Genomic DNA, 20,404 nt, shown 5'->3' with positions numbered 1-20,404 from the left:
GAAATTTTGGGCAAGGTTAAAACATCATGTCAGTAAGATTATAGGAAAATGTGAAAGTTTATGGGATGCCGTACAGCAAGCCTTCTGTCAATTGTCCTAACTATCCCTTTCTTTGCTATAGTTAAATGGGAAACGATCATCGAATCTAAAGATGCACCTATTTTAGCCGCCGCCTTATTAGCTCAAAGCGATCGACTTTTAAGCCTCAATACCAAAGACTTTACCCCTAATGTAGCTAAGCAAAGTGGCTTAAAACTCCAAACCCCAAGTGAGTTTATTCAAGAGATTCGCTCAATTCTTACTTAAGAACTCTAGCTGCGGAGCGAAATAATGAAAGAATCATTGATTTATCAAGATATCTTGCTTGGAGGCAAGGCTAAGCTAAAACAGCGGATTAGATTGAGCTAAACATGACGCATTCCAACATTTCTGCGATCGCTTTTTGAGGAATAATTAGGAGGCCTCTGATATTTAAACGATATTGCGACTTGCGTGAGATGAAAATAATGCCATTTTGAGAATTGGTATAATCTTAAGGGGTTGAACAGGATTTTACAATTTTGGTATGATTAGTTTGAGTATTCAGTCAATATGGGAGAGCCATGCAATACACTGGAAACGTTTGGGATAAGGACGCTCTAAAAAATCCAGAGACAGAATATCAGCACCTATTGGATCTATTAAGAACCAAGCAAGATTTTGAAATGCTCTTTGTGCGTTGTTCACCTTCGGAGGGTGAGCAAATTATTAAAAGGACAAGGGCAGATGCAACGAATCGAACAATTCGTGTATTAAGGCTAGATCGGCCGATTGCCGATTTTCACGAAATGTTAGTAAATGAACAAGATTTACACGGTGTAAATCTACTATTTGTCACAGGTATAGAAGAATTTTTAGAGAATAAGATTATCGATCTAGATAATCATGATTTAGTCGAGAAGTTGACCCATGTTCCCCGTCCGCTTGCCCACCTGAGTCTGCTGCAATCTAAACTCAAAGAGAGTTTCCCGATCTGTTTTGTATTTTTACTGCCTTTATTTGCACTCAAATTTTTTATTGACAGCTATCCCGAATTTTTTAAAGGCAACATTGAGGTGTTTGAGTTTCCTACTGACATGGAATTGATGCGACAGGAGACTTTTCGCTGGGTCAGTGGCGATCGCTATGAAGCCTATGCTCAAATCACTGAAGAAGAACGCGATCGCAAATATGAGGATCTGCAAAAACTAATCGCAGCTCAACCCTTAATTTCCGAACGCCGCGTTGAGCTACTGCTAGAGCAAGGAGGTCTATTAGTCGCTGGCAATCGTTGCCAAGAGGCGATCGTCAATTGCGATCTTGCTTTGCAGATTCGTACCGACAATCATTTGGCTTGGTACAACCGCGCCGTAGCTTTAGACCTGTCTGGCCATCATGAAGAAGCTGTGCAAAATTATCGTCAAGCGATAACTTATAAGGAAGATTTTTATGCTGCTTGGCACAATCTTGGCACCTCATTAAGCATGTTAGAACGCTACGAAGAGGCGATCAATAGTTACAACCTCGCCCTCAAACACAAGCCTGATTACTATTATTCCTATGGTGGTAAAGGCTTAGTTTGTGGAATGATTGGCAAATATGAAGAAGCGATCGATCATTGTGAAAAAGCCCTAGCCATTAGACCTGACTATGTACAGGGTTGGTTTAGTCGCGCCTACGCTCTTGAAAGTCTTGGAAAGTATAGAGAGGCAGTAGCAAGTTACGATCGCGCCTTAGAGTACAAGCCTCACGATCATCAAATTTGGTATAGTCGAGCCAAAGCTCTTGAGCAATGGGGAAATTACACCGAATCGATCGCTAGTTATGATAAAGCTTTAGAGCTACGTCCCGATGACTATTATGCATGGAACAATCGGGGGCTAGTACTTAGCAAACTAGAACTTTATGAAGAAGCGATCTCTAGTCATGATCGAGCATTAGAAATCAATCCCGACGATCATTTTGCTTGGTATAGTCGAGGGAATGCCCTCAGCGGGCTAGGAATGCTCGAAGAAGCGATCGTTGCCTATGATCAAGCCATCCAAATATCACCGCAAGAAATACAGGTGTGGCAAAATCGTAAAATTGCATTGAGAAGACTTGGATTTGATTAAAGCTTAGGAAGGCAACAGAACAAAAAGCCCATGACCATACCACCGATCAATCATCCCTCCACCAACGTACTTGACACTGTATCAGCAGGATTCATTCCTACGCAGACCAATCATTGTAAATGCAAAGGCTTTAAAATACCTCTAAGCTTATTGATCACTGTGCCGTTTTTGTTAAACACCTTCGGCATCGTTGGCTTGATTGGGTGGTTATCATTTCGGAATGGGCACAATGCAATTCTTCTGCTCGCTAATCAGTTTCATCGCAAAGTTACCGAGCAAGTTCAAGATCGTTTACATTCCTATTTAGAGCTTCCCTATACTCTTAATCAACTTAATGCCAATAGCATTGAGTTAGGGCAAATAGAACCAAATAATGATGAAATCAGGGTTCAAGCTCACTTTTGGAAACAGCTGCAAAATTTTCCCCGCATTAGTAATATCTATGTCGCCACGGTTTCTGGCAAATACTGTGGAGTAAGACGAATCAAAGATCGATTTGCGATCGAAAATACTTATTCGACTTTTATGACCGATAATTTTGGGCGGCCGCAAACATTATTGATGGCAAAAAATAGCTTTAATTTAAGCGAGCGCCCTTGGTATAAAACTGTAGTTGAGACCAGACAAAGTATTTGGACTGAAGTATATACAGATTCGATGGCCGAAGAGCCTGCCATCACTGCGATTAGGCCTATTTATCAGGAAAATGGTGAGCTGCAAGGGGTTTTAGGCGTATCAATGCTCTTGGGTGACATCAATCAGTTTTTGGAGAACACAAAAGTTAGTAGCCATGGACAGACATTCATTGTCGAGCCTTCTGGTAAATTGGTAGCCACTTCTAATTCGGATGTAGAAATATCTTCACAGGAGAATAAATCAGAGCGAATTTTTGCAACCCAAAGTCAAGACAAATTAACGCGCACAGTTGCTGAATGGCTAAAATCACAGCCCGTATCGAACAACAATGAGATTCAGCAGTCAATGATCAAATATGAGGGTGAAACCTACTTTGTTCAAGTTGGGGAATTGAAAAATGACTCTGGGCTAAGCGGATTGAATTGGCGCATTGTTGTTGCTGTACCTGCATCTGACTTTATGTTGCAGATTAAAGAAAATTCAATGTCAACGGCGATGCTATGTCTGATCGCCCTCGGCTTAAATGCTATTTTGGGAATCATTGCTGCCCGTCGCATCAGTCGCCCCATTACTCAGCTTAGTCAGGCAAGTCAATCGATCGCTAATGGTAATCTCGATCAAAAAGTGGAAGATTCTTGTGCAATTGAAGAATTAGCAATTTTAGCAAATTCCTTTAATCAGATGAGCCGCCAGATGAAGAGATCTCATACGAGGCTGGAGGAATATTCACAGCTTTTGGTGCAAAAGGTGGATGAACGCACCTATGCATTACAACAGGAAATTCTAGAACATGAATTCACTGAAGCGGCTCTACGAGAATCGGAAGAAAAATTTGCTAAAGCCTTTCGGTCTAGTCCTGATGGCATGGCTTTACTATCCAATGACACATATAAACATATTGATGTCAATAATAAATGGTCAGAAATTACGGGATATAGCCGTGAAGAAGCGATCGGTGCTGCTCCTTCAGATTTAAATCTGTGGGTTGATTTAGAAGAACGCGATCGCATGTTAGGAATTTTAGGATCTGAAGGGAGAGTATTCAATTACGAAGCAAACTTTGTGACTAAGGAAGGAAAAAGATTCACGGGGTTAATCTCTTCCGAAACAATTGAGTTTGGCGGTAATGTTTTTGCGATCTACGCAGTCAAAGATATTAGCGATCGCAAAATTATCGAAGAAAATATTAAAGAGAGTGAAAAGAAATATCGCGATCTAGTGGAATCAGCAAACTGCATCATTCTTCGATGGGATACCCAAGGTCGAATTTGTTTCTTGAATGATTATGGATTGAGGTTTTTTGGATATCAATTAGAAGATATCATTGGTTCCTATGTATTAGATACAGTTGTCTCATCGAAAGATGTATCAGGAGAAGATCTCCGCAACATGATTGCCGAAATATGCTGTGCTCCTGAAAAATATCAACTCAATGAGAATGAGAATATTTGCAAAGATGGGCGGCATGTATGGGTAACTTGGTCAAATAAGCCGATTTATGACGACCAAGGAAAGTTAATCGAAATTCTATCGGTAGGTACAGATATCACCGATCGCAAACAAGCCGAAAAGGAACTGCAATCTGCCAAAGAAGTTGCCGATACTGCCAACCGAGCCAAGAGTGAATTCCTCGCAAACATGAGTCATGAGTTACGCACTCCCTTAAACGGTATCCTTGGCTATGCTCAAATCCTCAAGCGGAGCTATGACCCCGACAAGCATAAAGCAGGCTTAGAAATTATTCAGCGTAGTGGCGAACATTTACTGACTTTACTCAATGATATTCTCGATCTTTCTAAAATTGAAGCTAAAAAGCTAGAACTCAATCTTAGTGAATTTGAGCTTCCTAAGTTGTTGCAGAGCATTACAGATATTTTTCAATTGCAAGTACGTGCTAAGGATGTTGAGTTAATCTATCAACCTCTGACCACATTACCTACCACTATGTATGGTGATGAAAAGCGTTTGCGCCAAGTACTGATTAATTTGTTTGGAAATGCTGTGAAGTTTACCGATCGCGGCAGTGTATCTCTGATCGTAAATGTTCAGCCCTGTGAACCGAACAACAACTACAAAGTTCGATTTGAGATCGTGGATACAGGTGTGGGCATTGATCCTGACAGATTAGAAGATATCTTTTTGCCATTTCAGCAGGCAGGCGATCGCGCTCGTCGCTACTCTGGTACAGGTTTAGGTTTGCCGATCTGTCAAAAGATTGTGGAGATGATGGGAGGACAACTGCATGTGGAGAGTAGATTAAATGAAGGCAGTACTTTCTGGTTTGAAATTGAGTTAACTGAAGTTCCTAATCATGTTCAACCGATATTGATCGATAGTCGGACGATCGCAGGTTACTTGGGAGATCGACGCAAAATTTTGGTTGTCGATGACAAGACCGAAAACCGCATGGTATTAAATGATTTACTCACGCCACTCGGCTTCATTGTTGCCGAAGCAATCAATGGCTATGATTGTCTCACTCAAGCCCAAAGCTTTAAGCCAGATTTGATCTTATTGGACATGGTCATGCCACAACTGGATGGACATGAAACGACAAAGCAGTTACGCCAGTTACCAATGTTTCAGAAAACAGCGATCGTCATGGTTTCCGCCAGTGCGTTCAATCAAGATCGTAGTCTTAGTATTGCTGTAGGATGTAATGATTTCATCTCGAAGCCAATTGATCCTGATACTTTGTTTTATACAATGCGATCGCTACTCAATTTGGAATGGGAATATGATGATAGCAATATCTACGACGATACTGACATCAGTATTAGCAATGTCAAGATCGATGCGATCGGGCAACCTATGATTGCGCCGCCAAGCTTTACGGTCGAGAGATTGCTGCAACTTGCGCGGATGGGGGATATTATCGCGATTCAAGATGAAGTGGTACTTCTACAAGAAACTGATTCCACTTTTAGTCCATTTGCAAATCAAGTACTAGACTATGCTCGCGAGTTTCAAATCAAACGAATTCGCGAATTTTTAGAATCCCACAGACATGAAGTTTTAGCATAATTTTTAGGCTAATACTATAATTTACATTTATACCAATTCACAAAAGTGTGTCAACACTTTCGTGAATTAAAAACCAAGCCCAGTAAGGGTTTTAAAAGGACAAAATGGCGTAGCCATTTTGTCCTTAGGTATTACATTATCGTAGAGGAAGAAACCTGACTTGCCCTTCCCACTCGTCCTCAAGACTACACTCAGCAATGAGTATGATTTCCTCGATCGCTAAACCTACTGCAACTCGACGACTCACTTCAAACAACCCAGTCATAGTTAATCCTGCTTCAATTCGGTTGTAAGCAAAGGTGATCATTGTTGCAACATCATGAGTTAAGAGAACCCGCCCATTCTGTGCAGCCCACTCTAAAACAGTCGGGTCATCTTTTCCTGATAAGCCGACATCTTGAACGCGCACAATATCAACATCACGGCTTTGCTGCAAAACACCACGCACAATGTGATTATTGAAATTCTCATCAGCAAGAAATCGCGTCATGCTCAATTAACTGTGCCCATCTCGTCTAGCCAATAACCGCGCACGTATCCCCACTGGATTAAAACGCTGCTCTACTTCCTGACGAATCAACGAGGATTTTAGTTGACGTTCCACAAGATATGCATCAACTTCAACTTTATGTTTTAAGTAATAGCCAATAGCTGAATAAATATCAGAAAGCTCAAGGGATGTGTACTGCGCCCCAATTTCCTCTACTGTTGCACCTTCAAGAAAAGCTGTAACAACCGTATCTAGGGTTATGCGGGTTTTGCCAACTCGGACAACACCATCAAAATCAGTCTCTAAGGGTGCAGCTTCAACTGCAATTGTTAGTGTCATAGATTTTAACTTCAATAACTATCATCAATTATAAGTAGGAAGACTTAAGTTTTGTAGGATGGGTTAGTGCAACGTAATACCAAAACACAAAATGGCTACGCCATTTTATGTTTTTAAAACCCTTACAGGGTTTGGTTTTTAATTCACAGAAGTGTTGTCTCACTTTTGTGAATTGGGATAACGCATCAATTAGGCAAAAATTATGGGTTACGCGATCGCTAACCCATCCTACATAGCATCCAAACAACAAAAGCCTCGCATTGCGAGGCTTTTGTTGTTTGGATAAATCAAAGAATTAAGACATTGCTTGAATGATGTAATCAAAGTAAGGCTCAGTGGTAGCAGCATCATCTTTGCTGAGTAATGCTAGAGATGCATTCTTGAGGCAGCGCACTGCATCAGCCATACCTACCAAAGGAACACCAAGGGAGCTGTACATTTCGCGGACACCGATGATGCCGATTTTTTCGATGGGCTCCTTATCGCCTGCCAATACTCCGTAGGTTGTGAGGCGGATGTACCATGTGAAATCTCTCAGGCACTGGCTGCGTTGCTTTTGACCATAGGCATTTCCGCCTGGAGAGATGTAATCAGGATGAATTCTAAATAGTTCTGTGGTGGCTTTTTTGACGATTTTATCTTCGCTTTCTGCCAATACTGTGGCAATTCGCACCCTTTGAGCGCCAGTGGCGAGAAAGTTTTGCACACTTTGCAACTCAGAAATGCTGGGATAGCGGAGTTCTTCGTCGGCTCTTTCTAAAACTTGACTAACTACACTCATAATTAAAATAAAAAATTTAATATATTCGCCATCTAGTCTACCAAAAGCGGTGAATCCGCCAAGAATTTGTAATAAAATCACAAATCTTCATAATCAAAAGATAAAGTGGCGGCGCGAAGAGCCGCCACTTTATCTTTTGATTTTTAATTGCTTGAGCAACATTTTTAGCTCTGTAGCTAGGTTATAGCTGATCGCCCGATCTCCATAGCGCCAATCTTGATAAATCTGTGTAATTTTGGCGATCGCAGAGGCTTGGTTCTCGGAGACGCGATCGCCAAGACTAGCTACATATTCTTGAGGGGTTTGGTAAGAAGATTTAGGCTTACCTTGTTCCGATAGCCATTGCAGCATTTGTTGATAGGTGCGCTGCGGGATTGGCATTTTTTGCAAGCGTTGCAATTGCCACCACCAAATCGCAAATTGCCACAATGCCCAGCCACCAATACCGATGCCAAAGGCGATCGCTAAGCCAAAACCAATCCCGATCCAGCCCATTTCAATCAGCCAATTCACCAAACCGCCCACAAACTTACTAATACTTTCAAATAGCGATTCAAAAAATTTGTTAACTGGACTCGGCAAAAATTGAGCAATCCAATTCCAAAAGGTCTGCATCACGCCAAATGTCCGATTTTCCTCAATCGATGGCGGAAACAGAGGACGATTTGGCACGGGATCAAAGGCAACCCAGCCATAGGCAGGGAAGAAAACTTCTACCATTGACTGTGTATCAATGTTCTGAACCTCATATAGTCCTGTAAATGGGTTGAATTTGCCAGGGGCAAAACCAACCACATAGCGGGTAGGAATGCCTAGTGATCGCAACATTACCGCCATGGTTGAGACAAAATGACTTTCTTCACCGCCGCCTTGCTCAATAAACTGTGATACGAGATCGCCCTTAGACTCATCAAACTTTAGCGGTTTAATCGCGTAGTTTTGCTTGATGCTTTGGGCGATTTGTACCACAACATCGTAGACATTATCTAGAGAGATTGGCTTGCCATTAGGATCTTTGGCAGTAGAAACGATATCTAGAGCCGCATTCCGAACTTCAGGTGCTAAATTCGCAGGGACTTGTAAATAATAATTGCGAATTGACTTCGCATATTCGTTGGGCATTTGCCGCAGTAGTTTTGGATTGCGAGATACCACATTAGAAATTACCGTATAAGTAAGATCTTCAGGCAAGGGGCCAGGTCCACGAATCATGCCTTCGGGATCTATATCTAACTCTTCACTAGGGAAAAAGATCTGTTTCGGTATAGATGCCGCAGGTACAAGGTTAGGAAAGTTTGGCGATGTAATCGTATAGGTTTGGACTACCTCTCGGCTTTCAATAGGCTGTCCTTTTTTAGTGAAGCCAATCGATGCATGGGGCGGTATTGCAACAAAAAATTCATAATTGAGTGGGTTACGTTTAATTGTGCGGATTTGCTTGGGATCATTACGAGAAATACGCCAGCCCTTTCCTGTAAATTCGTCATAAGCCATCACTCGCCAAAATAGCTCTGCTTGCGATCGCACCCGCATTACCAATTCAGGTTTGCGTTGATTATTCTGTTTAGCCCCAGAAACCGTGTCAATCTCAGGGGCAAACAATTGGGGTAAGGTTTCTTGCTCGTTATTACCACTATTTCCCCCAGTGCCATTTGCGCCAGTTCCATTTGCCCCAGCCTGTTGCTGCTGTTGCTGCCGCGTTAAAATATCGCCTTTTGACATCTCTCGTTTCACTGAGAGATTTACGCTTACAGGAAAGTTGCGTAGCTGAAAACCTGGTAAGCGGGGTAAAAAGGCAAAAATTGTCAGGCCTAATACCAATACGATCGCTAGTAGTCCCGACAAAGGTAAAAGAGAAATCCCCATTTTTTTGGGTTGAAAACCGCTAGTTTGCACACCCAAACGCGATCGGTGGTCGAGTAATAAAATTGGAATCCCCACCACTAAAAAGGCGATGAGCCACAACGCGAAAACCATCGTTTGGCTTAAAGTCGCCGCCAAAGCCATCAAAATCAAGCCGATCACAATCGAATAGCCCAAATCTTTGCGGCGTGGTAAGTCAAAACTATGCAAAACCTGCAACTGGATTAACAATCTTGCCAGTAATAGCCTCGTTTCATCGGTATTCCGCACCAGATCTCCGAGAAATACGACCAACATACTAATCATGGCGATCGCAATGAATAATTTCACGATCACATTACGTTTGCGTCTTGCATACCATGCCCAGACTCCTGCGATCGCGCTTAGAGGGATTGCCCAAGCACTATTTCCCGAACTCGCAACCGAGTCCATTGCCCCAATACTAATAAATACAAAGATTTGCACCAGCACTCGCAACGGAATCGAATCTTCAACTCCCGCGATCGTAAATTCTGAAGCTTTTCGCAATTTATCAAATGCACCGATCTTGGGTTGAGGCTGCTGAATCGTATCCATATAGCTCTGAAGTGAGAGAGTATTTGCATTCAACACCTAGTATAAACAGTGTGAAGCCAAATTGAGAGGGGTAGAGCTTTTCAAGTGCTTTATATAGCTGTAGCCTGATAAAAACCCAAAAGTAGAATTGCGGCGCTTCGCGCCGCAATTCTACTTTTGGGTTTTAAAACACAAAATGGCGTAGCCATTTTGTGTTTTTAAAACCCTTACTGGGTTTGGTTTTTAATTCACAAAAGTGTGGCAACACTTTTGTGAATTGGTATTACATTCTGACTTGATTGGCTATAGTTGTCCCAATTCTGAAAATGGCACGCCATTTTCAGAATTGGGATAAAATCGCTTAACTGATTGGAACGTAGGTCAATGCTGCAATTCACTCAACAACATTATTTTGCATTAAAGCTTTTCTCTGCACTGGGTTGTGGATTGATGGCTGGAGTCTTCTTCGCTTTCTCCACTTTTGTAATGAATGCTCTTGCCAGACTTCAACCGAAGCAAGGTCTTACCGCCATGCAATCCATCAATATTGCGGCGATCAATCCGTTATTCATGGGAATATTTTTGGGAACAGCCGCGACCTGTATATTTATTGCTGGATCTTCGCTGTCAAACTGGTATCAAACCAAGGCAGCTTACCTACTCATCGGTAGTTTGTTCTATCTTATCGGCACATTTGGCGTAACGATCCTGTGCAATGTGCCTCTAAATGATGCGCTAGCGATCGCCGATCCAGATAGTGCTAACGGCGCGAGTCTATGGGCTAACTATCTTACCAACTGGACAATCTGGAACCATGTGCGAACGATATCAGCACTTTTGGCAGCAGCAGCAATCACAATCGCCCTCCATGAATGAGAAAATGAATGAGAACAATGCTAGTCAGATCCGCGATCGCGTAAATGAGGTTTATCGTCAAGAATCTCGGAGTATTTTTGCTACCCTAATTCGCTTAATTGGCGACTTTGATCTTGCAGAAGAGGCAATGCATGAAGCCTTTGCCGTAGCGGTCAAACAATGGTTGCGAGATGGCATACCAGCCAATCCTAGAGCTTGGCTGGTCTCCGTTGGACGCTTCAAAGCAATTGATACAATTCGCCGCCGTACTCGCTTCGATGCATCTTTAGCAGAACTATCTCAACATCTCAACACAAGCGATAACACAATTACAGAGGATGAAGATGTAGAAGACGATCGCTTGCGCTTGATTTTCACCTGCTGCCATCCAGCCCTATCGCGAGAAGCACAAGTAGCCTTAACCCTCCGAGAAGTCTGTGGACTCACCACCGAAGAAATTGCCAGTGCTTTTCTGATCGCGCCACCCACCTTAGCCCAGCGCATCGTCCGCGCCAAAGCTAAGATTCGCGACGCGCACATTCCCTACCAAGTGCCAGCGATCGCTGAACTACCCGATCGCTTAGACACGGTATTGCAAACAATCTACTTAGTGTTTAACGAAGGATACGCAGCTTCATCAGGGAGATCTCTAACAAGAAATGACCTCTCGGAAGAAGCAATTCGCTTAGGGCGACTAGTAGTGGATCTATTACCAGATGCGGAAGCGATCGGATTGTTAGCCCTGATGCTCATGCAAGAATCGCGACGTACTGCCCGCACATCCTCCACAGGCGATCTCATTCTGCTAGAAGATCAAGACCGTTCCCTCTGGAATCAAGCATATATTGCGGAAGGCAGGGCACTTGTGCGGCAAGCGCTATCATCTCCACAGTTTGGCTCATACACAATTCAGGCTGCGATCGCCGCAGTACATTCTGAAGCCACAAGTGCCGAGGCAACGGACTGGGCACAGATTGTCGCCTTGTATGATCTACTCATGCGCGCAGAGCCATCACCAGTGGTTGATTTAAATAGAGCCGTGGCAGTAGCGATGCGCGATGGCTTTCTAACGGGATTGCAACGGATCGATGCCATCTTATCGAATGGCGATTTAGCTGACTATCACTTAGCCCATGCGGCAAAAGCCGATCTCTGTCGGCGCTTGGGCAGAAATTCACAGGCAAGAGAATCCTACCAACGCGCCCTTGCGCTCGTGAAACAAGAACCAGAGCGGCGGTTTCTCGAAAAACGTCTCCAAGAACTGAACTAACAAAATATCTAGAGGCGTTGCGGAGCAACGGCTCTAGATATTTTGTAAAAATATTTTGCCGCGTTGTCGATTTACAGCTTCACCGAACGACTACTAGATGAAGGCAACTAATTTTAGGTGAAACTCTGGAGGCAACGATGAAATTTATATGCCTTGGATATATGGATGAGGCGAAATGGGATCAGATATCAGAAAGCGATCGCACAGCGCTGATGGAGGAATGTTTAGCCTATGACGACGAGCTACGTCGAGGCGGACACTTTGTTGGTGGCGAAGCTCTCCAAAGCATCCGCAATGCCGCAACACTGCGGTATCAGAACGGTAAGGTCACGATTACAGATGGCCCCTACGCTGAAACGAAGGAACATCTGGGCGGCATCCTCTTTCTTGAAGCTAGAGATCTGAACCACGCAATCCAGTTGATGTCCCAACACCCTGGGGTTCGCAACGGAGCTTTTGAGATTCGAGGGGCTGATGAGGAGATTAACGCTATGGTTGCCGCGCGAGATCTGTAAGAGAAGACTTGAAAACCCTTATTAACTATTTAGGAGCAAAATATGGACGCTGAACCTCAAAAAGAACATCAATGGCTCGATAAATTCGTTGGCGAATGGATTTCTGAAGCCGAATGTATGATGGGACCTGACCAACCACCATCGAAGACCCAAGGAACTGAGATAGTCCGATCGCTTGGCGGACTTTGGATCGTGGCAGAAGGCGAGTGTGAGATGCCCGATGGTAATCGTGGTACGACCATTATGACGTTGGGCTATGACCCCAAAATCAATCGGTATGTGGGAACGTTTATCGGCTCAATGATGACGCATCTCTGGATTTACAATGGCGCTCTTGATGAGTCTGAAAAGATTCTTACACTCGATACAGAAGGACTAAACTTTAGCCAGAGTGCGATCGCTAAGTATCAAGACATCATTGAGTTTGTTAGTGATGACCATCGGATCATGCGATCGCAAATTCTTGGTGATGATGGCAAGTGGCAGCAGTTCATGACAGCGCATTATCGGCGCAAGCATTAGTTCGCAACAAATATTTAGCGATCGATCCTGAAATATATGTAGCTCATGCTATGGATTGAGCTATGATTACCGTGCAATAATCATAGCTCAAGAGGATCGATCATGAAATATATGTTGCTCATTTACAGCGACGAAACCGCATGGACAGAAAATGAGAGAGAGCAATGCTACGCGGAGTCAGTGCATCTCACCCAAGATCTGAATGCGAACGGTCAATACTTGGGCGCTTCACCTCTGCAATCTGTTGCCAAGGCAACTAGTGTGAGGATTCGTGACGGCAAACGACTAGTAACTGATGGCCCATTTGCTGAAACACGAGAACAACTTGGCGGCTACTTCTTGATTGATGCAACCAATCTCGACGAAGCGATCGCGATCGCCGAACGCATTCCCACAGTCCACAAAGGCACGGTTGAAATTCGACCGATTCTAGAGCTATCAGGCTTGCCATCAGAAAAGTAGTCTTCATAAATAGAACGCGCTCCAAATTTCTCATCAGCTTTTAAAAAACTTTTCTAGAAAAATTTGCTCAACCTGTCGATCTCTTGCCATCCCATTCGACTAGATCGTGAAGCAAAGGTTGAGACGCTCTTAACTCTTCATAGCAATAGTAAACAGGAGATTGAAAGATGAAAGTCATGGTTATGGTCAAAGCGACCAAAGACTCAGAAGCTGGCGTGATGCCCAGCGAACAACTGCTTACGGACATGGGTAAATTCAACGAAGAATTGGTCAAAGCAGGAATTATGCTAGCTGGTGAGGGACTACATCCTAGCTCAAAGGGAGTGCGGGTAAGGTTTTCAGGAGCAAATCGCAGCGTCATTGATGGGCCATTCACAGAGACAAAGGAACTAGTGGCTGGCTACTGGATCTGGCAAGTAAAGTCGATGGAAGAAGCGATCGCATGGGTCAAACGCTGTCCCAATCCCATGCCATCAGAATCAGAGATTGAGATTCGTCCGCTTTTTGAGGCGGCAGATTTTGGCGATGAATTTACACCTGAACTTCGGGAACAGGAAGAACGCATCCGCGTAGAGACAGAAAAGCTCAAAGTTTAAGCATTCAGACTGTTTTAAGCGTCGCACGCATAGATTTCGCAATCATTTATTAACCCAAGGAGTACATTATGCAATTGAATCCCTATCTAACTTTCAACGGTCAATGTGAAGCTGCCTTTAAGTTTTACGAGCAGTGTTTGGGTGGCAAAATCGTGATGATGATGACCCACGGCGAATCACCTATGGCAGAAAAAACTGCCGAAGCATGGCGCAATAAAATTCTCCATGCCCAATTAACCATTGGCGATATCGTATTGATGGGTTCTGACGCTCCCCCTGATTACTTTGAAAAACCACAGGGTTTCTCCGTCAATCTTCAATTTGAAGATGTAGCTGAAGCAGAACGAGTATTTCAGACATTGTCAGAAAGTGGAACGATACGGATGCCACTTCAGGAAACCTTTTGGGCTAAACGATTTGGTATGTTTGTCGATCGCTTTGGAATTCCTTGGATGGTTAACTGCTCGGAAGCTTCCTAGCTCAGTATTTTGATGGATTTCAGGCTTCGACTGCGCTCAGTCCGCAATGGCTAGCACAGTCGAAGTCAACCTTGGCTATAAATTCTTTTTAACAATCATTTGAAGAGTAAAAGTCCTATGCAAAAAATTACCCCATTCTTATGGTTTGATGGTCAAGCCGAAGAAGCAATGAATTTTTATACTTCTATTTTTAAAAATTCTAAGATTGTGAGTGTGATGCATTACGGAGAAGCTGGCCCTGGAGCTAAGGGAACAGTTATGTCTGCAACATTTGAAATTCAAGGACAAAAATTTATAGTGTTAAATGGTGGACCACACTTTACATTCTCACCAGCCATATCGTTTTTTGTGAACTGCGAAACGCAGGAGGAAGTAGACGAATTGTGGGAGAAGCTATCCGAAGGTGGCAAGACAAACAGATGTGGTTGGCTAGATGACAAATTTGGAGTGTCATGGCAGATTGTTCCTACGGCTTTAGGAGTGATGTTGCAGGATAAAGATGCCGAGAAATCCCAAAAAGTTATGGCGGCTATGCTGCAAATGGATAAACTTGACATCGAAACTTTGAGGTACGCATATCTCTCATAGTCATTAATTTCAAATTGTTGATTCTTTTCTATTCCCATAGGAAATAGCAGATCGAGGATTTGGGCGCAGGGCTTGCTTTTTTAATTCACAAAAGTGTGACAACACTTCTGTGAATTGGTATTATTGAAAATCATCAAAAATCCTCAGAGGCTCCTAATGCTTTGAGAGTAGATTTTTGAGCATCCGTTAAACCTTTTACCTTAGTAATATTCATTCCCTCATAGGGCTTTGGGATTTTTAATGATTTTAAACTCTTTCCAGATTGCATATCCCAAAGCCTATTAACTCCATCCTCACCGCCATTTGCCAAAATCTGTCCATCAGCGCTGAAAATCACATCACCCATATAGCCAATGCCGAGATCTCTCACTAAATTTTTTAAGTATGTATTAGTGTTCAAATCCCACAACTTTATTTCTGTAGCATTTCCACTCATTGCTAGGATTGAAGCAGTTGGGTTTAGGGCGATTGTCCAAATAGGAAATTGAATTTGTAAGCTCCTCACGCATTTAACAGTTTCAAGCTCCCAGAACTTAACCGTGCAATCCATACTGCCGCTAATCAACATGCCATCTTGACTAAATGTTAAACTTTCAACGCGATCGCTATGTCCCGTAAAAGTCATTAGACATTCATGCGATCGCAGATCCCAAATTTTAATCGTGCCATCCCAACTGCCACTAGCAAGGATTTCACCATTGGGATGGATAGCTAGAGATTGAACAGGGCTATCATGACCGTACAGAGTATTTAAACATTCTCCCGTTTTCAGATGCCATATCTTGATTGTGCGATCGCCACTTCCTGAAATCAACATCTCGCCATTAGGAGAGAAAATCACAAACCTCACCCACGTAGAATGTCCTTGGAGGATTTGGGGACAGGTTCCATTTTTAGTGTCAAAAATCTTGATCGAATGGTCATAGTTGCCACAGGCAAAGGTTTGCAGATCAGGGCTAAAGGCAACTTGCATGACTCCCGATGTCCCCAGATCGAAATTTCTCAAACATTTTGTATTCTGAACATCCCAAACCCTGACGCTCTGTTCTTCATAACTAAACGAGAAGAGAAGATTGCTATCGTGACTAAAGACAACAGGCTTTGTAGCTTTGTGATAGCCCTGAATTGTTCTAATACATTGACCAGTTTCCACATCCCATAACTTCACAATCCGATCATCACTGCCACTCACCAAAGCCTTCGCATCGGGGCTAAAGGCAACCGACCAAATGCGATTTTTATGACCATACAGAGTTCTAATTACTTCACCCGTACTCATTGACCAAAGCTTCACCGTTTTATCATCACCTGCACTTGCTAGCATCTGACCGTCAGAACTGAAAGCGATCGCCCAAATCTGTTTCTGATGTCCTGCGATCGCGCTCACGATTTGCCCCGTATTAATATCCCAAATCTTGATCAGACAATCTTCACCAGCACTAGCAAGCTGTCCATCTGCGCTATTCGCGTCAATTTGTGGCGCAAAGGCAAGGGAATAGACAGCACTAGAATCGACAATTGTTCGCAGACATGCACCCGTTTGCACGCTCCATAGTTTAATTGTGTGATCCAAACTGCAACTAGCAATTATTTGACCATCAGGACTAAAGGCAACTGATCGCACGATCTGTTCATGTCCCTCTAAGGTCATCAAGCATTTACCTGTCTTGACTTCGGTAAGTTTGACTGTGCGATCGCCTCCACAGCTGGCAATCAAGCGATCGTCAGGACTAAAGGCAAGACTCGCAACTCCTAGGGCATGGGCTTCCATTGCAAGGAGACATTCTCCTGTCTGCACATTCCATAGCTTGATTTTGCGATCGAGGCTACCGCTCGCGAGCGTTTTACCATCGTGACTGAAGGCAAGTGCAAATATAAATTCGCTATGGGCTTGAGTTTTGAAGAGTTGACTGCCATCCGCCATCAGCCAAAAATAAATCCAGCCCCTGACATCGCTAGTGGCTAAAATATTGCCATCGGGACTAAAGGCAGTTGCCATCACACTGCTAAAGGTGACTCGAAAAGCAGATTTAGATAGATCGCAGTTAGAGAAATTTACTCGATGGAGTTCCACGGCTCTAAGGTCAGCTTGCCAAATCGATAAATTAGAGAAGTCGTAACCCGTCAGATCGATATGTAGATAGCAGAGAAGATTCAATAAATTGCCACCTGCATATCCTTGCTTCGATGGAATTTCTGTTTTTAGTTTAGTTAATGCCAAGGCGATCGCTTGATAGCCCACCTTATCAGCAACAGATTGGAGGATAAAGCGAGTTTGAGCATCACGAATGTAATCTTTGGCAGTGGCTTCGATGAGAGCGTGACTATGGAGCAAATTCAGCTTCTGTTCAGCGCAGTTAATCTCCTGACAAATCTTGTCGATGAATTGATAATTGACATATTCCATCACCACAGGCTGAAGGGTGAATCCATTAGCCGTAACTTCAATTAGCGATCGCTTTTTCAATAATTCCAAAGTTGCAAACAGGTTTTTCTTGGATTCTATCGATAGTAAACTCTCCCTGAGATTAATAGCCGAAATCGGTTCGCGGGCGATCGCTAGCCAATACATCACCTCCTGCTCAGCTTGCGATAGTCTCAAAAATTGCCGATGGAGCAAATCCTGAATATCGCCAAAGGTCAGTCCGCCTTCCCGCATTAAGGTCAACATTTGCGCAACATCACCCCCCAGTAAATCGCGAATCCCTGCGGCGACAATTTTTAGCGCGAGGGGATTGCCTGCATAATGGGTGATGATTTCCTGCCATTCCGCATCATTTGCCTCAATAGATTCTTTCTCAAATATTTGCAATCCATCCTGCTGCGATAAGCCCGATAAAAGCAGCGATCGCACTTTGTCACCCATCAATCGCGATAGTTCAGGTGGTGCTTCGCGACTAGTCACCACCAAACAGCTTTGATGGCTATGTTCGTCGATATATCTAATTAAATCACCATAGCCTTCATAACCAGAGCGATAGTAATAGCGATCGCTCAAAATTGATTCCAGATTATCAATTACGATCAAACATCGCCGCGCATCTAAATAACGCATTAGTAGGTCAAGCTGTGTGGATAGATTATCTGGTAGATCAAGTGGTTGCGGATGGGAAAGAAATTGCAAAATATCTGTGAGGATGCTCTCAAAAGATGGTGCATTGCGTAGCGATCGCCAGATCGTAAATTCAAATTCTTCTTTTAATTGATGGGCGAGTTGTGATGCTAGGGAAGTTTTGCCCATGCCACCCATGCCCAAAATGGTGACAATTTGACAGCGATCGCTGATTACGAATTGCTCTAACTGTTGCAGTTCGGCAGTACGTCCATAGAAATCACGAACTTGTTGAGCCTCCTTTAAATCTACTTGTGGAGTCCTTGCGATCGCCTCTTGCCAATCCACACCCAAAAATTCACAGATCTGCGTGAAGGTATCTTGGCGAATATCATCCCCCTGAAAAAAACGCTTAGCCACACCAATCGATCCAGCCCTTTCTAAGACTTGGCTAGCAGTCTGGGACAGCCCAAGCTGACGCAATTTATCCTTGAGTATTTGCTGTCCTCGTTTAGACGCTTTTGCCATATTTTTTCGCGATAGTTCTGAAGGGCTAAAACTCATTGCTAGCCCTATTTTACAGATCGCGGTAATAGCGATCGCAAAATACCGATCCTATTGACGATCCTGCAACTGATCCTAAAAGTGAGTCTTTCATCCAAGTTAGCTCAGGCATCCTATTAGACAAGCGTTATTTATATCTAATAGGAGTTGGACATGAACAAGAATTTTTGGCTCAAGGGTTTTCAAGTTAAAGCGATCGTCATCTCGCTGTCGTTAGCCTTGCCAGTCGTAGTCATGGCACAAACCTATAGCGATCGGCAAGGCAATTCCTATACTTCTGAAGTACCTGCATATTCTTACTCAATTGCCGATTTAGCCAATGCAATGCGCTGGCATTGATAGTTGATGAAACAAGAGGACTATTTAAAGGAAGATCCCCATGCAAATTGAAAGAGAAGATCTGGATTGGGCAGTTGACAAAAATTTGATCGATGCAAAGGTAGCTGAGCGACTCTGGCAGGCTTTGCTAACTAGGAAGCAGCATGTACCAAAATTTAATTTTACTAATGTTGCATACTATTTTGGCGCACTCATCGTCATTTTTGGGATGTTTTTCTTCCTGACCCTTGCATGGGAATCACTAGGTGGACAGGGTATTTTCGCCCTATCTTGCATTTATATACTAATTTTTACTCTTGCAGGAAGAAGTTTGTGGTTTGATCGCGGGCTAAAAATTCCTGGAGGTTTGCTCACAACTATTGCTGTGTGCATGGTTCCACTAGCAATTTATGGCTTCCAGCGAATGATGGGGATCTGGCCAAATGGAGATCCTGGAAACTATGGCAACTACCATATGTTGATAAAAGCTAGTTGGTTTTATATGGAGTTGGGCACGATTTTCGCTGGTCTACTAGCACTATGGTGGATTCGCTTTCCCTTTCTCACATTGCCGATCGCTTACTCGCTATGGTACATGTCAATGGATTTGACTCCGTTGATTTTTGGTCAAAATGAATATGCTTGGAATGAGCGATGTCTAGTTTCTTTCTGGTTTGGTATTGCCACTATCATAATTGCTTTTTTAATTGATCGACGCATCCGTCGCAATCAGGGTGACTTTGCCTTTTGGCTGTATTTGTCTGGATTGACAGCTTTCTGGGGCGGTTTAACATTGATGAATGCTGGTGGCGAATGGGAACGCTTCCTCTATTTCCTAATCAATCTGTTTTTGATTCTACTATCTATTTTGTTGAGAAGACGTGTATTTGTCATCTTCGGGGCTATGGGTGTTCTCGGTTATCTAGGACATCTTTCATATACAGTATTTCGTGATTCGTTACTTTTTCCCATCGTGATTTCTTTTGTTGGTGTTTTAATAATTTTTGCTGGGGTACAATACCAAAAAAAATCTACAGCATGGGAATTGTGGTTACGCCGCGTTCTTCCTGAATCATTGTTGCAATTCTTACCAAAGGATACTTGATCCTAAAGCAATTCAAGTTTTACCTTGGACATAAAACCCAAATAAATAAGGGCGGCGTGAAGCGCCGCCCTTATTTATTTGGGTTTTGATTTGTCATAGCTGTGAAATATATCTATCTCCCGTATAATACCAATTCACAAAAGTGTGCCGACACTTTTGTGAATTAAAAATCAAACCCAGCAAGGGTTTTCAAAACACAAAATGGCGTAGCCATTTTGTGTTTTGGTATAATTCAAATAAATCGTCAGCCATAAACTT

At 43.1% G+C, this 20,404-nt stretch carries 18 protein-coding genes; 13 read left to right on the top strand and 5 right to left on the bottom strand.

What is annotated here, in order from left to right:
* Positions 1-60: 60 nt before the first annotated feature.
* From CQ839_RS21005 to CQ839_RS20995, 3 genes are all read left to right on the top strand, one after another.
* Complete coding sequence (locus CQ839_RS21005) at positions 61-306, top strand: hypothetical protein (RefSeq protein WP_103670252.1); 246 nt, start codon at positions 61-63, stop codon at positions 304-306.
* A 296-nt stretch (positions 307-602) separates the two neighbouring features.
* Positions 603-2,132 carry a tetratricopeptide repeat protein gene (locus CQ839_RS21000; protein WP_103670251.1) on the top strand — a complete coding sequence of 510 codons (1,530 nt, stop codon included), beginning with the start codon at positions 603-605 and terminating at the stop codon, positions 2,130-2,132.
* 30 nt (positions 2,133-2,162) lie between these two features.
* Positions 2,163-5,792 (top strand): PAS domain S-box protein, encoded by a 3,630-nt coding sequence (locus CQ839_RS20995; protein WP_103670250.1) that lies wholly within the window; start codon positions 2,163-2,165, stop codon positions 5,790-5,792.
* A gap of 136 nt (positions 5,793-5,928) precedes the next feature.
* Here the strand turns inward: CQ839_RS20995 and CQ839_RS20990 are convergent, their stop codons facing one another.
* The 4 genes from CQ839_RS20990 to CQ839_RS20975 all read right to left on the bottom strand — a co-directional run bounded on the left by CQ839_RS20990 (position 5,929) and on the right by CQ839_RS20975 (position 9,841).
* The gene (locus tag CQ839_RS20990) at positions 5,929-6,282 is read right to left on the bottom strand and encodes a DUF5615 family PIN-like protein (protein ID WP_103670249.1); all 354 of its coding nucleotides are present in this window, start codon (positions 6,280-6,282) and stop codon (positions 5,929-5,931) included.
* Positions 6,283-6,288: 6 nt separating this feature from the next.
* On the bottom strand, positions 6,289-6,621 hold the full coding sequence (locus CQ839_RS20985; RefSeq protein WP_103670248.1) for a DUF433 domain-containing protein: 333 nt from the start codon (positions 6,619-6,621) through the stop codon (positions 6,289-6,291).
* 295 nt (positions 6,622-6,916) lie between these two features.
* On the bottom strand, positions 6,917-7,402 hold the full coding sequence (apcD, locus tag CQ839_RS20980) for an allophycocyanin subunit alpha-B (RefSeq protein WP_103670256.1): 486 nt from the start codon (positions 7,400-7,402) through the stop codon (positions 6,917-6,919).
* Positions 7,403-7,531: 129 nt separating this feature from the next.
* Positions 7,532-9,841 (bottom strand): DUF3488 and transglutaminase-like domain-containing protein, encoded by a 2,310-nt coding sequence (locus CQ839_RS20975; RefSeq protein ID WP_103670247.1) that lies wholly within the window; start codon positions 9,839-9,841, stop codon positions 7,532-7,534.
* A 363-nt stretch (positions 9,842-10,204) separates the two neighbouring features.
* Here CQ839_RS20975 and CQ839_RS20970 point away from each other — a divergent pair, with 363 nt between their 5' ends.
* The 8 genes from CQ839_RS20970 to CQ839_RS20935 all read left to right on the top strand — a co-directional run bounded on the left by CQ839_RS20970 (position 10,205) and on the right by CQ839_RS20935 (position 15,107).
* Positions 10,205-10,696, top strand: coding sequence for a DUF1772 domain-containing protein (locus tag CQ839_RS20970; RefSeq protein WP_219817830.1), 492 nt, complete (start codon positions 10,205-10,207; stop codon positions 10,694-10,696).
* Between the two features lie 4 nt (positions 10,697-10,700).
* Positions 10,701-11,945 (top strand): RNA polymerase sigma factor, encoded by a 1,245-nt coding sequence (locus CQ839_RS20965; RefSeq protein ID WP_103670254.1) that lies wholly within the window; start codon positions 10,701-10,703, stop codon positions 11,943-11,945.
* A 137-nt stretch (positions 11,946-12,082) separates the two neighbouring features.
* The gene (locus CQ839_RS20960) at positions 12,083-12,460 is read left to right on the top strand and encodes a YciI family protein (protein ID WP_103670246.1); all 378 of its coding nucleotides are present in this window, start codon (positions 12,083-12,085) and stop codon (positions 12,458-12,460) included.
* 42 nt (positions 12,461-12,502) lie between these two features.
* Positions 12,503-12,982, top strand: a complete 480-nt coding sequence (locus tag CQ839_RS20955; RefSeq protein ID WP_103670245.1) for a DUF1579 domain-containing protein — start codon at positions 12,503-12,505, stop codon at positions 12,980-12,982.
* 102 nt (positions 12,983-13,084) lie between these two features.
* Positions 13,085-13,444, top strand: a complete 360-nt coding sequence (locus CQ839_RS20950) for a YciI family protein (RefSeq protein WP_103670244.1) — start codon at positions 13,085-13,087, stop codon at positions 13,442-13,444.
* Between the two features lie 167 nt (positions 13,445-13,611).
* Positions 13,612-14,040, top strand: coding sequence for a YciI family protein (locus CQ839_RS20945; RefSeq protein ID WP_103670243.1), 429 nt, complete (start codon positions 13,612-13,614; stop codon positions 14,038-14,040).
* A 68-nt stretch (positions 14,041-14,108) separates the two neighbouring features.
* A complete protein-coding gene (locus CQ839_RS20940; RefSeq protein ID WP_103670242.1) occupies positions 14,109-14,519 on the top strand; it encodes a VOC family protein in 411 nt (136 codons plus the stop codon).
* 117 nt (positions 14,520-14,636) lie between these two features.
* Entirely contained in the window at positions 14,637-15,107 is a 471-nt protein-coding gene (locus CQ839_RS20935; protein WP_103670241.1) for a VOC family protein, read from the top strand.
* 133 nt (positions 15,108-15,240) lie between these two features.
* Here the strand turns inward: CQ839_RS20935 and CQ839_RS20930 are convergent, their stop codons facing one another.
* A complete protein-coding gene (locus CQ839_RS20930) occupies positions 15,241-18,687 on the bottom strand; it encodes an NB-ARC domain-containing protein (RefSeq protein WP_181016277.1) in 3,447 nt (1,148 codons plus the stop codon).
* A gap of 189 nt (positions 18,688-18,876) precedes the next feature.
* Between CQ839_RS20930 and CQ839_RS20925 the strand changes: the two genes are divergently transcribed.
* On the top strand, positions 18,877-19,062 hold the full coding sequence (locus CQ839_RS20925; protein ID WP_103670239.1) for a hypothetical protein: 186 nt from the start codon (positions 18,877-18,879) through the stop codon (positions 19,060-19,062).
* Between the two features lie 40 nt (positions 19,063-19,102).
* Complete coding sequence (locus tag CQ839_RS20920) at positions 19,103-20,146, top strand: DUF2157 domain-containing protein (RefSeq protein ID WP_103670238.1); 1,044 nt, start codon at positions 19,103-19,105, stop codon at positions 20,144-20,146.
* Positions 20,147-20,404 lie beyond the last annotated feature (258 nt).

The organism is Pseudanabaena sp. BC1403 (assembly GCF_002914585.1).
GTDB lineage: Bacteria > Cyanobacteriota > Cyanobacteriia > Pseudanabaenales > Pseudanabaenaceae > Pseudanabaena.
This window is presented reverse-complemented; position numbering and strand designations above follow the sequence as displayed.